This window comes from Thioalkalivibrio sp. ALMg9, from assembly GCF_000380625.1.
Lineage (GTDB): Bacteria > Pseudomonadota > Gammaproteobacteria > Ectothiorhodospirales > Ectothiorhodospiraceae > Thioalkalivibrio > Thioalkalivibrio versutus.
The window spans coordinates 891,649-906,579 of the sequence record NZ_AQYC01000009.1; the positions used below are offsets into that span (position 1 = coordinate 891,649).

12 protein-coding genes and 3 pseudogenes are annotated in these 14,931 nt (G+C 62.3%); 12 read left to right on the top strand and 3 right to left on the bottom strand.

Going from position 1 to position 14,931, the window contains the following annotated elements:
• Positions 1-5: 5 nt before the first annotated feature.
• The 7 genes and pseudogenes from mgtE to F792_RS14850 all read left to right on the top strand — a co-directional run bounded on the left by mgtE (position 6) and on the right by F792_RS14850 (position 9,168).
• Positions 6-1,364, top strand: coding sequence for a magnesium transporter (gene mgtE, locus F792_RS0113305; protein WP_018145398.1), 1,359 nt, complete (start codon positions 6-8; stop codon positions 1,362-1,364).
• A gap of 285 nt (positions 1,365-1,649) precedes the next feature.
• Positions 1,650-2,629, top strand: a pseudogene (locus tag F792_RS14250) (IS110 family transposase).
• A 436-nt stretch (positions 2,630-3,065) separates the two neighbouring features.
• Positions 3,066-3,497 (top strand): pilin, encoded by a 432-nt coding sequence (locus F792_RS0113315; RefSeq protein WP_018170019.1) that lies wholly within the window; start codon positions 3,066-3,068, stop codon positions 3,495-3,497.
• A gap of 152 nt (positions 3,498-3,649) precedes the next feature.
• Positions 3,650-5,575: a hypothetical protein gene (locus F792_RS14335; RefSeq protein ID WP_018170020.1), complete on the top strand. Its 1,926-nt coding sequence runs from the start codon at positions 3,650-3,652 to the stop codon at positions 5,573-5,575.
• Positions 5,572-6,477, top strand: coding sequence for a glycosyltransferase family 2 protein (locus tag F792_RS0113325; protein ID WP_051080708.1), 906 nt, complete (start codon positions 5,572-5,574; stop codon positions 6,475-6,477). The genes F792_RS14335 and F792_RS0113325 overlap by 4 nt, the downstream gene beginning before the upstream one ends.
• 424 nt (positions 6,478-6,901) lie before the next feature.
• Positions 6,902-8,041 carry a UDP-N-acetylglucosamine 2-epimerase gene (locus F792_RS0113330; protein ID WP_018170022.1) on the top strand — a complete coding sequence of 380 codons (1,140 nt, stop codon included), beginning with the start codon at positions 6,902-6,904 and terminating at the stop codon, positions 8,039-8,041.
• The gene (locus F792_RS14850; RefSeq protein ID WP_156000339.1) at positions 8,038-9,168 is read left to right on the top strand and encodes a glycosyltransferase; all 1,131 of its coding nucleotides are present in this window, start codon (positions 8,038-8,040) and stop codon (positions 9,166-9,168) included. Before F792_RS0113330 ends, F792_RS14850 begins: the two co-directional genes overlap by 4 nt.
• Before the next feature lie 90 nt (positions 9,169-9,258).
• On the opposite strand, the gene F792_RS14755 is transcribed toward F792_RS14850, so the two are convergent.
• The gene (locus F792_RS14755; RefSeq protein ID WP_081620155.1) at positions 9,259-10,179 is read right to left on the bottom strand and encodes a glycosyltransferase family 2 protein; all 921 of its coding nucleotides are present in this window, start codon (positions 10,177-10,179) and stop codon (positions 9,259-9,261) included.
• Between the two features lie 271 nt (positions 10,180-10,450).
• Positions 10,451-11,278 (bottom strand): annotated as a pseudogene (locus F792_RS14265) (transposase).
• 228 nt (positions 11,279-11,506) lie between these two features.
• Between F792_RS14265 and F792_RS0113355 the strand changes: the two are divergent.
• The 5 genes and pseudogenes from F792_RS0113355 to F792_RS14280 all read left to right on the top strand — a co-directional run bounded on the left by F792_RS0113355 (position 11,507) and on the right by F792_RS14280 (position 14,402).
• Positions 11,507-11,947, top strand: coding sequence for a pilin (locus F792_RS0113355; RefSeq protein WP_018170028.1), 441 nt, complete (start codon positions 11,507-11,509; stop codon positions 11,945-11,947).
• Positions 11,948-12,219: 272 nt separating this feature from the next.
• A complete protein-coding gene (locus F792_RS14270) occupies positions 12,220-12,423 on the top strand; it encodes a type II toxin-antitoxin system Phd/YefM family antitoxin (RefSeq protein WP_018170029.1) in 204 nt (67 codons plus the stop codon).
• A gap of 203 nt (positions 12,424-12,626) precedes the next feature.
• Positions 12,627-13,782: pseudogene (locus tag F792_RS14275) on the top strand (transposase).
• Positions 13,783-13,846: 64 nt separating this feature from the next.
• Complete coding sequence (locus tag F792_RS0113370; RefSeq protein ID WP_018170030.1) at positions 13,847-14,125, top strand: BrnT family toxin; 279 nt, start codon at positions 13,847-13,849, stop codon at positions 14,123-14,125.
• 13 nt (positions 14,126-14,138) lie between these two features.
• Positions 14,139-14,402 (top strand): BrnA antitoxin family protein, encoded by a 264-nt coding sequence (locus F792_RS14280; protein WP_081620156.1) that lies wholly within the window; start codon positions 14,139-14,141, stop codon positions 14,400-14,402.
• Between the two features lie 114 nt (positions 14,403-14,516).
• Here F792_RS14280 and F792_RS15035 read toward each other — a convergent pair whose 3' ends face one another.
• Positions 14,517-14,855: a nucleotidyltransferase family protein gene (locus F792_RS15035; protein WP_018170032.1), complete on the bottom strand. Its 339-nt coding sequence runs from the start codon at positions 14,853-14,855 to the stop codon at positions 14,517-14,519.
• Positions 14,856-14,931 lie beyond the last annotated feature (76 nt).

Here is a 14,931-nt window from a genome sequence, read left to right on the forward strand (position 1 = left end):
CCCGGATGAGCCCGACCGAACCGGATCTCGACACCCTGCCGCAGGCCCTGCAGACCGCGCTGACCGCGCCCACCGCGGAGGCCCTGCAGAGCCTGTGCGCCGAGCACGCGGCGCCGGATCTCTCCGACGCGCTGGAGGCCCTGCCGGCCCAACAGATGGAGGCCTTCTTCCAGCGCCTGGATGTCGAGTGCACGGCGGATATCTACGCCCACCTGGAATCGGATCACCAGTCCCGCGTGTTTCAGGCGCTGGACGACGAGCACGCCAGCCGCCTGGTCGCGGCGCTGTCCTACGATGACGCGGTCTCGGTGATCGACGGGCTGGAGGACGAACAGGCCGAATCCCTGCTGGAGACCCTCCCGGACGAAGACCAGGAGGCCCTGGAGACCCTGCTCGGCTACCCGGAGGAGAGCGCCGGGCGCCTGATGACGCCCGAGTTCGCCACGGTCCAGCCGGACTGGTCGGTGGCCGAGGCGATGGATCACCTGCGCGAACAGAGCGACCTGGCCGAGACCATCAACACCATCTTCGTGGTCACGCCGACCGGCGAGCTGCTCGGCTGGGTGCGCCTCAAAGGACTGCTGCTGTCGCGCCCCACCACCAGCGTGCGCGAGCGCATGAACACCGATGTCGTCAGCATCAGTGCGGAGGAAGACCGCGAAGAGGCCGCCCACCGCATCAGCCATTACGACCTCGACGTCCTCCCGGTGGTCGACGACAACGGCCACCTGCTCGGCATCATCACCGTCGACGACGTGATGGACGTACTGCGCGCCGAGACCACCGAGGACTTCCACCGCATGGCCGCGGTGGGCGATGTCGTGCTCTCGCTGCGCGATGCCAGCATGCAGCTGCTCTACCGCAAGCGCATCGGCTGGCTGGTCATCCTAGTCGCCGTGAACATCCTCTCCGGCCTGGCCATCGCCCACTTCGAAGCGGCCATCGAGACCGTCGTCGCACTGATCTTCTTCCTGCCCATGGTCATCGCCTCCGGCGGCAACGCCGGCGCCCAGGCCTCCACCCTGGTCGTGCGCTCGCTCGCCACCAACGACATCAAGCCCCAGGACTGGTGGCGCCTGGGCGGCAAGGAGATCCTGGTCGCCTCCGCCCTCGGCGCCACCCTGGCCGGCGCCATCTGGCTCTCCGGCAACTGGCTGGGCAGCCTCGAGGTCGCCAACGCCATCGCGCTCGGCATGTTCCTGGTGGTCCTGTTCGGCTCCCTGTTCGGCCTGCTGCTGCCGTTCACCCTCACCCGCCTGGGCGTCGACCCCGCCGTCGCCAGCGCCCCGCTGATCACCTCCGTGGTCGACGTCGTCGGCATCACCATTTACTTCGCCACCGCCGTCGCCATCCTCGGCCTCTAGCTCCCCAGCCCCGGTAGGATGCGATGGGCGCAGCGAATCGCATCAACCCCGCCCCACCCCCAACGCCCGGTGCGTTTCGCCAAGCTCAACGCATCCTTGTGTCTTGCGGTTCACGGATCGCTACCATGAACCGTACCGGGCTCGGGGTAACCCGATCGCATCCTGAGGTCACGAACCTGTTTCGTAGATGGGCCCCTGAGTCCTTTTTCATCTCGAAGTTTGAACGGTATCCAATGCCCCCCGTGAGGGACGGGTGAGGCTGTACGGACAAGGTGAGAGGACGAGATGGCACATATCGGCATTGATGTCAGCAAGAACAAGCTCGACTGTATGTGGATCCGGGATCTGAAGGCGGGCAAGGTCAAGCCCAAGGTGTTCCCGAACCGCCGGGACCAATACCCGGAGCTGCTGCACTGGCTACAGCGCAACACCGGCGAGACGCCCGAGATGCTGCAGGTGTATCTGGAGGCCACCGGCATCTATCACGAACCCCTGGCGTACTGGCTGCATGAGCAGGGCGTTCGCGTCTATGTGCTGAACCCGGCTCAGGTGCGCTTCCATGCCCAGGGCATAGGGGTACGCAACAAGACCGACCGCAAGGACAGCATGATGCTGGCGCGCTACGGCATCGAACGCGCGCCACGACCCTGGCAGCCTGAACCGCCCGAGGTGCGTGAGCTCAAGCGCCTGCTCAGCCGGCTGGAGGCGCTTGAACAGGACATCCGGCGCGAAGGGAACCGCCTGGAGAAGGCGCAGTTCAACGAGGACACCCTGGCCCAGGCATCGATCGACAACGTGCTGCAAGCCCTGCGCGAGGAACACCGCCGGTTACAGCAGCAGATCGATGATCACTTCGACGCGAACGACCATCTGAAGCGGGACCGCATCCCCGGGGTCGGCCCGGTGTTGTCCGCGTCCATGACCGCGACGCTGCGCAGCCGCGTGTTCACCAGCGCCAGGCAGGCGGCGGCGTTCCATGGGTTGGTACCGGTCCAGCCGGAGTCCGGGACCTCGATCCAGCGGCGCCCGCGGCTGGCGAAGGCCGGCTCGGGGCGACTGCGCAAGACGCTCTACATGGCCGCCGTGGTGGCCACCCCCTACAACCCGGACGTGCGGCATCAGTACCACCGGCTCCTGAGGCTGGGAAAGGCCAAGATGTCCGCGCCATCGGGGCGGCCATGCGCAAGCTCCTGCACATCTCCTTCGGCGTGCTCAAGTCGCAAACCCCGTATCAACCCCGTAATGACACGCCTTGCACCTCATAGAGCAAGACGGTATCTACGAACTGCCCCGAACGCGTAGGAGCCGAGCCTCTCGGCAATCACGACCTCACCAACACCCCTCCGCGTCATCCCGGACACCGCACCACCCACCGTCATCCCGGCCGCAGCGCAGCGAAGAGCCGGGATCTCCGCCGTTCGAACACCCCCAAATCACGCACCCGCCATCGACCCCCGCTATGACAACCAGCGGCACCCCAGCCCCAAGGTGACAACTCACGTCACTTACCGTGACCATTTTTGTCACGTGACACACCCAGGAAGCACGCGTGCGTGACTCATGCCACAGACCCCACCGCGCCCGGGCGCCGTTTTCACGCATTCCCGCACTCTTGGCACGCCCAATGCATCTCCCCAGACAGCTGCCCACGGGGTGGCCGGGCCTCCGGCCCAGCTTTTATGACATCAAGGGAGAACGACCATGCAGAAGAAATCCGTCCAACAGGGCTTTACGCTTATCGAACTGATGATCGTGGTGGCGATTATCGGTATCCTCGCCGCTATCGCTCTGCCGGCTTATCAGGACTACACCGCGCGCGCTCAAGCGTCTGAAGGCTTCACCTCCACTGCTGGGATTCGTGCGGACATGGCGGTCTTCCTCTCCGAGCAGGGCTTTCTGCCGGGTGATGGTGACGACACCGAGATCGATAACGCCGTTGACGCTCTTGCCGGCAGGTACTTTTCCGCTGGCGACGTAACCCTTGCCGGATCGGGCGAGTTGCGAGTCACCTTCGATGATGGCGTACACAACGGCAATACGCTGAACATCGATGCTGTCGAAGCGAACGGTCAAATCAGCGAGTGGCAGTGCGGCGGCCTCACCAGCAAGTACCTGCCAGCCGCCTGCCGGTAAACCCGCGTCACAACGCAGTTTGCATAGCGAATCACACGCTATGTACAACAAAAGGGGCCCGCAAGGGCCCCTTTTTTGTAGACGTACGCTCCCCTGACACACGAGAATGGTTACGTCGCTGCAACACCCAGCGCCCCAGACCCGGCCACCCCATGACGAGAAACCAGCAAACGACTCTGTTCCTAGGCCTGGCATCGGTTGTTGCCGCAGCGACCCTCGCCGCATACCTCCCCGGCCTTGCGGCCGGACTGCATTTCGACGATGCGCGCAATCTCGATGAGCTGCGGGAAATCAAGGACATCGGCTCGGCTCTCGCCTTCATTCTGGGAGGAGATTCCGGCCCGCTAGGGCGTCCAATCGCCCTGCTCAGTTTTGCTCTACAACATTCGCACTGGCCGGAAAACGTACGCGCCTTCCATGGCGTCAACATCGCGCTGCACCTTCTGAATGGGCTGCTCCTCGGCCTGCTCGCCTACCAGCTGGCTCGCCTATCGCCTGCGTTCGGCCAACCAGAACGCGCCCGCTGGGCCGCGCTCGGCGTCGCGGCAGTCTGGCTCGCACTGCCGCTACTCGCATCCAGCAGCCTTTTCATCATCCAGCGAATGACCACCTTGGCTGCAACCATGGTCCTTTCCGGATTGCTGATACACCTGCTGGGTCGTCAGCTTTCCGCTGAATCGCCCCGGAAGGGGCTGGCCCTGATGACTCTGGCGGCAGGCGTCGGGATCGGGCTTGGCACGCTGACGAAGGAAAATGCCGCAGTTTACGTGTTGGTGGTCCTAGCGCTCGACCGAACGCTGCTCGCGGGACTCCCGGTAGATCGCGGTTACCGCCTCTGGCGCATTCCCTTCATCATTCTTCCGGCCGTCCTCCTAGTCTTCTACATGCTGGACCGCCTCGTCGGGGGGCTCGACGGGGGTACTGGCATCCGCCACTTCACAAGTCTTGAACGTCTGGCCACGCAGTCGGTAATCCTGCTGGATTATCTACGCCTTATGCTTGTACCGCAGAGTCCTGCGTTCGGCCCATTCCACGACCACTACCCCATCTACGGGGGATGGCCCGCCGGGCTGGCAATTGCACTCACTGGCGGCTGGTTCGCCCTGGCCGCCCTAGCCATCGCCTTCGGCCCCCGCTGGCCGTTCCCCGCGTTTGCGGTACTTTGGTACCTAGCAGCGCATTTTGTTGAGTCAACTTGGCTCCCATTGGAGCTCTACTATGAACACCGGAATTACCTTCCGGCTGTGGGCGTCGTTATTGCGCTCGTCTTTGGGTTAACTCGCCTCCCCGGGCGCCAAAGTATTCTGGCAGGCTCCGCGCTCGGCGCGTATACCGTGGTGCTGCTCTTCGCCCTGGTGCAGGTCACCGCCCTTTGGGGTAACCCTCGCCTCGCCGCGGAAATATGGTGGGCCCGTGACACCGGCTCCTTGCGCGCCGCTCTATATCTGGCCAACTATTACAGCCACGAGGGATACCCCCTGATCGCCGCACGGGTGATCGATACCACAGCGGAGCACAACCCGACACAAGCCACCCTTCCGCTTACCTCTGCGCACCAGCTTTGCATCGCAGGGGTGGAAGACCGCTCGCGGGAGAGGTTCAACTCCATTCTTCGTCTCGCCCCCAACGCGCGCTACCTCAACCACCAGCCCGACAACGACGCCCGTGCACTTGAGTTGCTCCTGAATGACATCGTAGCTGGCCGATGCAAGGCCCTTGGACTCCACGAGGTGCATGCACTGGCCCAAGCGTTCCTGGAGAATCCAATCGTACAGAATCGATCAAGTACCGCCGCCAACTATCATGTAATCCGCGCGATCGCTTTCCGCCATCAAGACGATCACCTCGAGATAATGCAGCAACTGCTGGCGGCCATTGAGCGCAGCCCGAGGCTCCAGAACATCGAAACGGCCTCACGGCTGGCACATGAATCGGGCCTACGCGACTGGCTGCACCGGATTCATCGGACGCTGCCGCCTCCACCCCCCGCATGGAAACCGTTTGAACGCAAGGCATGGGAACAGACGGCGAACATCGTGGAACAACGTGTCCGCGACCTAGAGAATGGAAACCCATGACAATCGACCCACTTCAGGCCGACCAAGACCACTCATCACCGTCGCTCAGCGTTGTCGTTCCTGCCAAGAACGAGTCTCGGGCCATCGGAAAGGTTATCTCGAGCATCTTTCGGATCATCCCCGACGCGGAAGTACTCGTGATCGACGATGGCTCCACGGACAACACAACCGAAATAGCGGAAAAGGCCGGAGCCCGAGTGATCGCTCAGCCCTATAGCATGGGGAACGGCGCGGCGATCAAGCGCGGCGCACGCTCGGCGCATGGCGAGATTCTCGTGTTCATGGACGGGGACGGGCAGCACAATCCCCAAGATATTCCCCGACTGCTGGAACAACTCGACCGAGGCTACGACATGGCAGTCGGCGCACGCCAGAAGGGTTCGCAAGCGAATGTAGGCCGAGGGCTGGCAAACCGGTTCTACAACCGCCTGGCCAGTTACATGACGGGGCAGAGGATCGAGGACCTCACCTCGGGGTTTCGCGCTGTACGGGCCCGGATGTTTCGGGAGTTCCTGCACCTGCTACCCAACGGGTTCTCCTATCCAACCACGATCACCATGGCGTTTTTCCGCGCCGGCTATCCGGTGACCTACGTACCGATCCATGCAGCCAAGCGGGTCGGCAATAGCCACCTGAAGCCGCTGCAGGATGGTCTCCGCTTCCTGCTGATCATCTTCAAGGTCGGCACGCTGTATTCGCCCCTCAAGCTGTTCGTGCCCGTAAGTTTCGGCTTTTTCCTGCTCGGCGTCGGCTACTACCTTTTCACATTCATCACCATGAGCCGTTTCACCAACATGAGCGCGCTGTTGCTGACCACCTCGGTCATCATCTTCCTGATCGGCCTCGTCTCCGAACAGATCACGCAGCTCATGTACAAGGATGCCATCGCGGAAGACGGCTAGCGGCTTCATGCAAAGCTGCCCAGTCAGACAGCTGAGCACCGGATCCACAGCCGCTTCCGAACCACGAGCTACAGCCACACGTTCCAGACCACCAGACTCACGCTGGTCACCACAGTCGCCCCAGTCACGCCAAACAGAAGCCCCCGGCCCGAGCCCACACCCTGCGCGCAGGGCCAAAGACCGCGCACCGCGGCCCACCCACCCGATACCGGCGCCGCCGCGCAGCAGACGCACTGCCAAGACCATCACTTCTCCACATCCCCACGCGGGTGAGTGCGACTCTTGACCGCTCTCCCCGCTAGAGATCCACTGCCTCCTGCCCCGTCAGTCATCCGCCGATATCTCCCTTGCCATGATACGCTATTCAGCGTCTCGACCGGCCCGGAAACGGGCCGGTCAACAAGCCCCGCAGGGAAAGGAATTCATGCCCGAACCCCCCACGGACAGCCCACGCCTGGTGGCGATCCTGGGCACCCGCGCCCAGACCATCAAAATGGCGCCCCTGCTCGGCGAGCTGGAGCATCAAGGCTTACCCTATCGCCTGCTATTGACCGGCCAGCACCGCGAAACCATCGACGAACTGCTGGATGAATTCGGCATCCGCACTTCGCGCGAGTGGCTATACGAAGGGCCGGAAGTCAAGGGGATGGCTCAGGCCGCGAACTGGATGTTCCGTACCGCATGGACTCTCTGGCGCAGCCGCAACGACTGGGCAGCTCGGCCACGCAGGAAAACCATCGTCCTGACCCATGGCGACACCTTTACAACCCTGCTGGCGGCCAGCGTCGGCTGGCTCGTCCGCGCCCGGGTGGCGCACGTGGAAGCCGGCCTGCGCTCTTACGACTGGCGACACCCATTTCCCGAAGAACTTACCCGCCTGATCGTCACGCGCTTCGCGAAAATCGCCTACTGCCCAGGGGAGTGGGCCTGCGGCAATCTCAATACCCGTCGGCAGACAATCGTCGATACCGGCGCCAATACCATCCTCGATGCCCTGCGCACCGTCACCTCCGCCCCTGCGCGGCCCGAGGCACAGATCTATACCCCCTACGTCGTCGTCTCCGTACACCGCTTCGAGAACCTCTACTCGCGTGAACGGCTCGACATCATCCTGGACACCGTTCAGCACCTGGCGGAACGCCTGCGCGTGGTCCTCGTCCTCCACCCAACTACCCGGAAACGTCTGACCGAACTCGGCGAACTGGAGGCACTTGAACAAAACCCCAAGATAGAGTTGCGCCCGCGGATGACCTACGTCCCTTTCATGCAAATGATCGGCCACGCCAAACTGGTGATCACCGACGGCGGCAGCAACCAGGAAGAACTCTCCTACCTGGGCATTCCGACCCTCCTGATGCGTATGGCGACCGAACGCCAGGAAGGCCTGGACGACAACGTAATCCTGAGCCGCTTCGACCCCGAGCTCATCCGCGAGACCATCCAGCAGGCCATCACCGCGGATACCGCCACCCCCCAAAGCCAACTGCCTGCCAGCCGGCCAGCGGCAGCCATTGCCCGAGACATTGGCGAGCGTTTAGAACAGAGCATCGACAGCCACGAATGAAAGTCCTCGTCCTGACAAAACGCCACCACATGGGCATGGACGCTTATGCCCAACTCCATGGGCGATCATTCGCGATCCCGGAGATCCTGGCTGAACAGGCTAAGGCGGAAATACGCGGACTTGTCGCCGATTACCATCCGGAAGAACCGCCATCTGCGGGACCGGCGCGAGCTCATGCCGACTGGCGCCTTATCCCCATTCGATCGGGCCCATTCCCCCGCTATGACCGTTATTGGAGCGCCATCCGCAAGGCCCTCCAAGAGTTCCGTCCGGATGTGGTCTGGGCAGGAGCCGATGCTCCCATCGTCATCATCGGCCAACATGTCGCCGCGAAAACCAATATTCCCTGCGTAATCGACCTCAAGGACAACTACGACTCTTTCCGCGTTACCCGGATTCCCGGGATGCGTGCCGCCCTCCATCGAGCGATCCGCCAAGCACACGTGGTCACCTGCGCCTCTACACGCCTGATTAAATACGCGCGGCGCCACGGATCGAGCAACAACGTTCTACTGCCAAACGCCGCCGACGGAACCATTTTCCACCCCAAACCTTCCGAGGAGGCCCGCCAGCTTTTGGGCCTGCCAACGAACCAACACTACATCGGCACGGCCGGTGCCCTTACACGCGATCGAAATATTGCCGTACTATCTGAAGCCGCTAGGATCCTCGCTGACCGCATTTCTGGCATTGCCCTGCTCGTCGCGGGCCAACGGGATACGTCCTGGCACCCACCACCCAACCTCCCGGTGTACGACCTGGGGCACGTATCCATCACCGACGCTGGGCTGATTTTCAACGCGCTTGATGTCGGGGTCATCTGCAACATTCCCGGGGCCTTTGGCACTTATTGCTACCCGCAGAAGTTTCACGAGATGCGTGCCTGCGCCCTGCCCATAGTCGCCGCGCGCACCGGACCATTCGAGGGGGACCTCGATCTTCCCCAAGATGTCATGACCTTTTCACCAAACAGCCCAGCGGATCTAGCTGACCGCATCGAGCTTCAACTCAAGCTCAAAGACTCTACCGAACACCACTCACCGGCAACGTGGCTCCATCGCGCCCATGACCTCCACGCCGTTTTCGAGCATATAGCCCGCCCTACCGCGCCGATTACCCAGAACTAGCTGCTGGGTCCTCAGTACTTGTACGCTGCCTTCGGATATCCCAGCCCGACCACCGGGGCCCGCCCTTTGAGCGTTCAAACCAGTGTTTCCCTAGCACCGTCGGCTCTGCATACCGCTTCTCAACCGCATACCTTCGGACAGCGTGGCGACGACAATTGCCAGCATGATGTTCACCACTCGCAGCGCTGGAATCACTCCATACTCGCGACGTAGCGCAACTAGCTGCGCCAGGGACCCCCGTGCCAATCGGGTTCGCTCTCCTCCACGCATGCTCGAGGTGTGATCCTTGCTCGACTTGGCTTGGAGGTCATGTCGACCACCGGCCTTACGTCGGACTTTCGCCAAGAGCGCGTCAAGAGTGTTACGGGCCGGATGTCTGACTACCAGCGCCTCGATGTAGACGATGCGGTATCCGCAAGCGTGAACGCGATGTCCCCATTCGCGATCACCACTGGACTTGAGGTCCGCATTGAAGGGCCCACAGTTGGCAATGACACGCTTGGGCACTACGAGGTTGGCCGTCGCGCCGAACCCATATTCCTGAACAAAACGGGCCTGCCGCAACCCGAAATAAAGATCATACAGCTCTGCTGGGTTCGGTCGTACCACCGCCTCCGGGAAGAGCGAAATCTTTCCGGCTAACACCACGTCGTGAGCTTTGTCATCAAGAACCGCGACGGCTGTTGAAAGCCACGTGCGGCTGGGCAAACAATCCGAATCGGTAAATGCAAGGATATCGCCCCGCGCTTCCCGGATCCCACGATTCCGGGCCGCATATGAGCCAGGAGACAATTCAACCACCAGGGTCACCTGAAGATCCTCGGGTAATTCCGAGGGTAGAGGTAGCGGCGGATCGGAGCCGTTGTCAACCACCACAATCTCGAAATCGGAACGCGGGCAATCCTGCTCCGAAAGCGCCCACAAGCAACGGAGACACCGTTCGGAATCATTGTAAGTGGGGACAATTACGCTAAACCGAGGAAGAGATAGCGCTTGCGCTAGATTTGGCATCCTGATACCTCAAGATTCTTGGTACACCAGCGAAGGGTGAAGATAACGACGCCGCAGTGGCTACAACGCTCTTACACCACTTGACGCGACACTACCGCACTGGTCAACCAGCCCCCCCGGCGTGCCATGGAGAATCGTCAACCGGGCCGCCTGTTCGCGCGGGCAACGGCGCGTTAAGGAGACGGTGATTAACGCGCCTTCCTGCCTGGCATATAGCCCCCCGCCGATCTGAAGGTAGGAGGAGTTTTCCGGTCTTACGGTCGCGCTACCCCTACGGTAGTAACTCCCATCGTCGCGCACGGTATAGGCTGCGCAGCTGCGCGGTGCTCTGGGCCAGACCCCGGTAGTGCAACTTGGGGTAGCCGAAGAGGTTCCTCACCATACGGAACGGGTGCGCGACGAGGGCACGCAGCTGCGCCTTGCAGCGCTCCCCGGGCCGGATCCCATCCTTGTCGGGACCGTCCGGCGGCGCCGCACCGTACCGTACCGCGCTAGCGTGCGATGTCGCACTGGGGCCGATGCTTCGTCTACCGGTTCTCGGCGCCGGAGTAACCGGCATCGCAATGCAGATTGTCTTCTGCGCCATGGAGCAACTCCGGGACCTGCGAGACATCCGGGATGTTGGCCGCCATGGCCACCACGATGTGCACCAGCCCGGTCACGACATCGGCGCCAATATACACCTTCATCCCGAAAAACCACTGGTTGCCCTTCCTCGCCTGGTGCATATCCGGATCGCGGGCCTTCTCGCGGTTCTTAGTCGAGGGTGGGGCCGTGATCAGCGTGGCGTCCGGGACCGCCTCGCAGCTCAGGTCGATGCCCACAAGAATGGCGGTTCGCCTGGCTGTCGTACGCCGCATCCTCAATTCCTTAATCAGCAGGTTGAAGCATTGTGCTGCTCCACGTACATCCACAACATCCGCTTCAGTTCGATCAGGGGGCGGCCGCGTTTCCCCTTCGGATTGCACTTCTCGATCGCCTCCAGCTGCGCCGTCCACGGCGTGATCGCGTCCATCTCCTCCAGGAACCGGTCCCGCCATGTCCACCTGCGCTCGGCCGAGTAGTCTAGGTCGGAAAACTGCGCTGGGACGTCGCCTATCACATCCCTAGTGTAATTATCCCAAACTCGGCGCGACGGGCGGGAACGGCGGCAGATGAAATCAGCGCCTCCTTAAGAGCCCCCAGCCCATAATCACTACCAAAGCTGAAGTAGGGTTCGGCGCTGTGCGTGCCGGAGCCCGCATCACGCGAACCGAAGCATGGCCTGACTCTTGCTTGCTATGTGACGTAGCCCTCGAAACGGTGACTTGCCAAGGAGAAACGCAACATGCACAAGCACAACCCGGATGGATTCACCCTCATCGAACTCATGATCGTCGTCGCCATTATCGGCATCCTTGCCGCCATTGCCCTGCCGGCCTATCAGAACTTCACCGCACGGGCCCAGGCAACGGAGGGCCTCACAGTCACGGCAGGCCTGCGCACCGACATCCTCGAACACATCTCGAACAGCCTTGGCACAACCCCGGACCCCGCCAACTATAGCTTCGATTCCAAGTACGTCGACAGTATTACAGCCAATCTGGACCCCGGCGAGGACGGATCGCTCCTCATCAAGTGGGACACAAGCTCATCGGCACTGGCTGGCTCCATGCGACTCACCCCAAGCCTCGACGGAACCATTGATACATCCTCCCGAATCAATGGTTGGGTCTGCAGTGGAGATAACGGAATGGACCCTGCTCACTTGCCCGGGGGGTGCCGCTAACCAAGACTCCTGGTCGGCATCCGCGGGGCGTGAAAGGCACTAGTGGCACGACAAACTTTGTCACCCTGACTGACACGGGGCGTCAATGTATCGCTCGAACTCACCCAAATGACCGGCATTATCTGGGACACCCACTTTGTTGACATAAGCCGGACTCCCTGAAGCAATCGCTCGCAAGCCCCGCGTCTGCAACTCGTCCCTCACGCCAACCGATTTTTCGGACGGTTGCGCCAAGGTACGATTGACCATCTACATGGTCAGGGGAGTGCGGAATGTCCGAGACGACGGTTAGTTTGGCGAACGCCAAAGCCCACCTGAGCGAACTGGGGGAACGGGCCGCTGCAGGTGAATCCATCCTCATCACCAAGCGCGGCAAGGCCATCGCGCGCCTTTCCAGCGCCACCGCCCCCAAGAAACCGATCGATGCGCATGCGCTCCGCCAAGTAACGGATACCCAGCACAACCGGACCGATTAGAGCTTCATGCGGCGAGTCCGTGACGGTGCCCGCTGCTGATGCGCCGAACCTCGGGCAAACCCACCTTGCTCGCCCCGCTCTAACGGAACCCTGGAACGCGGTTTCGCTACGCCCTGAAAAACTCCAAGGCATTCACTATCCTAACGACAGGAACGTAACGAATCTGCGTTGCTGCAAGGCCTACTCCACGGAAGGAGTTCATCATGACCCAGCCCCGCTCGACCCTCGTCTCTCTGGACGATACTCCTTGGTACCACGTCGTTTCCCGCTGCGTCCGCCGCGCGTTTCTCTGCGGGCACGATGCCCACTCCGGGCGATCCTTTGAGCATCGCCGCAGCTGGATCGCCGATCGTCTGAAGCAGCTTGCGTCGGTCTTCGCCGTCGATATCGCAGCCTATGCGGTCATGAGCAACCACTTCCATATCGTTGTGCGAGTGGACGAGGCGCGCGTCGAGCGCCTGGAGCGCGACGAGATCCTGCGTCGCTGGACACAGCTCTTCACGGGGCCGGTGATGGTGCAGCTGGTATCTGGCCGATCCACAGGGGCTCGGTGCGGCCGAGATGAAGGTCGTGGATGCCTGGGTCGAGACGTACCGCTCCCGACTCAATGACCTATCGTGGTTCATGCGCGTGCTGAACGAGTCGATCGCCCGTCAGGCGAACGCCGAGGACGGCGTGACGGGACGGTTCTGGGAGGGGCGCTTCAAGAGCCAGGCCCTGCTCGACGAGCAAGCGGTTCTGACGGCCATGGCGTACGTGGACCTGAACCCGATCCGGGCCGGGATGGCCCCCACGCCGGAGGCCTCCGAGTACACCTCGGTCGCGGAACGGCTTGCCCTGCTGCGCGCGACGTCCGGGGATGGAACAACGGTAGCCGGACGCGCCGCCGCCGACCCCGCGGTTCCAGGCGACAGCACTGCGCCGGGACACACCAACGCTACGAGATCCGACACACGAGCGAACCGGCCACTCTCCGTTCCGCACGAAACAGAATCCTTGCAGCCGGAGACGGTCCTGGACCAACTGGTCAGCGCCCCGCTACTTCCATTCGACGCCACTGGCCGCGCGGAGTGCGCCGTGCCCTTCGGCTTCGAGGACTATCTGGAGCTCGTGGAGGCGACGGGGCGCGTCATCCGCGAGGACAAGCGCGGCTTCATCCACGATGGCACCCCGCCCCTGCTGGCGCATCTGGGCATTGATCCCGATCAGTTCGTCCGTGCGGCCAGCCGCATGTTGCAGCAATTCGGCAGCGCCATCGGAACACCGACCCATCTCACGGCCCGGTGCGATGCCCGCCAAACGCGCTATCTGCGAGGCATGAAGGCTGCCCGGCAGCTCTTCCCTCGGTCGGCAGCCTGATCCCGACCCCCGGAACCAAGACCAGCCATTGGCCCAGCAATGATTTTGTACATACAATAATCAAATGGAGATTGAGTTCGACGCGGACAAGGATGCCGCGAACCAGGCCAAGCACGGGGTCTCACTCGCGCTGGCCGTGAGCCTGGAGTGGGAGACCCTTCTGGCCATGGAGGATCGTCGAAAGGACTACGGCGAATGTCGCATGCTGGGATACGCCCTGATGGGTGATCGCTTGTACTGCGTCATCTCCACGGACCGAGAGAATGTGCGAAGAATCATCCGCCTGCGGAAGCGCACACAACCGGGAGACCGTCGTTATGCCCAAATCGTTGACGTTACGTAATGGCCGTCGGGTCTTGCTGAACAACCCGGAAGAGGAAACGGCCATTGAGGCCCGCATCGAAGCAGACCCTGAGACACACGCGCCTGACGAGGAAGAAACGCGGGCACTGCGGCGCCCCGGCCGCCCCCCAATGGTGGTCACCAAGGAACGGATCACGATTCGCCTGTCGCCGGAGGTTGTGGAGGCCTTCCGCGCGACCGGAAAGGGCTGGCAAACCCGCATGGATGGTGCCCTGAAAGAATGGCTCAGGGAGCATCATCCAACGACGAAGTCCTGAATTGCCGACGCCTCGCAGGACGCCAGGTGTTGGACCCTTGATATCTCTCCCCTCGGGTCCGCCCTGCACAGCTTTAAAGCCCGACGCGCTATCGAGTGAAACCGACCCGCGCAGTCACACCCGCACCCCGTGCTGTTGGATCTCCGAGCGCAGCGTCTCGCTTGCCTCGCTGATATCAACCAAGTCAAAGCTGTACAGCGTCGGAAGCTCCTCGATGCGCTCCCGAAGCCGGCCCCAATCGCGGCTTGTCGCCTCTCCCGAAGGGATCACGGCCAGGTCGATGTCGGAATGCGGCCGGGCTGTTCCTTTGGCCCATGAACCGAACCCAATCACTTCAGAAGCCTCCCCAAGCTCTTCCCTCACGAACTCCGCCGCCTCGGATGCCAAACCCGTGACGCGGTTCAGGGCCAACTTCGCATCCTGATCATGGGCTGCCGTCACGCGGAAAGTCATCCATCCACCAATCACTCAACTGGGTACGAATATAGCATCCGCCGGGGCTTCGCTCGCCGCCTAGTCCAGGCGCTCA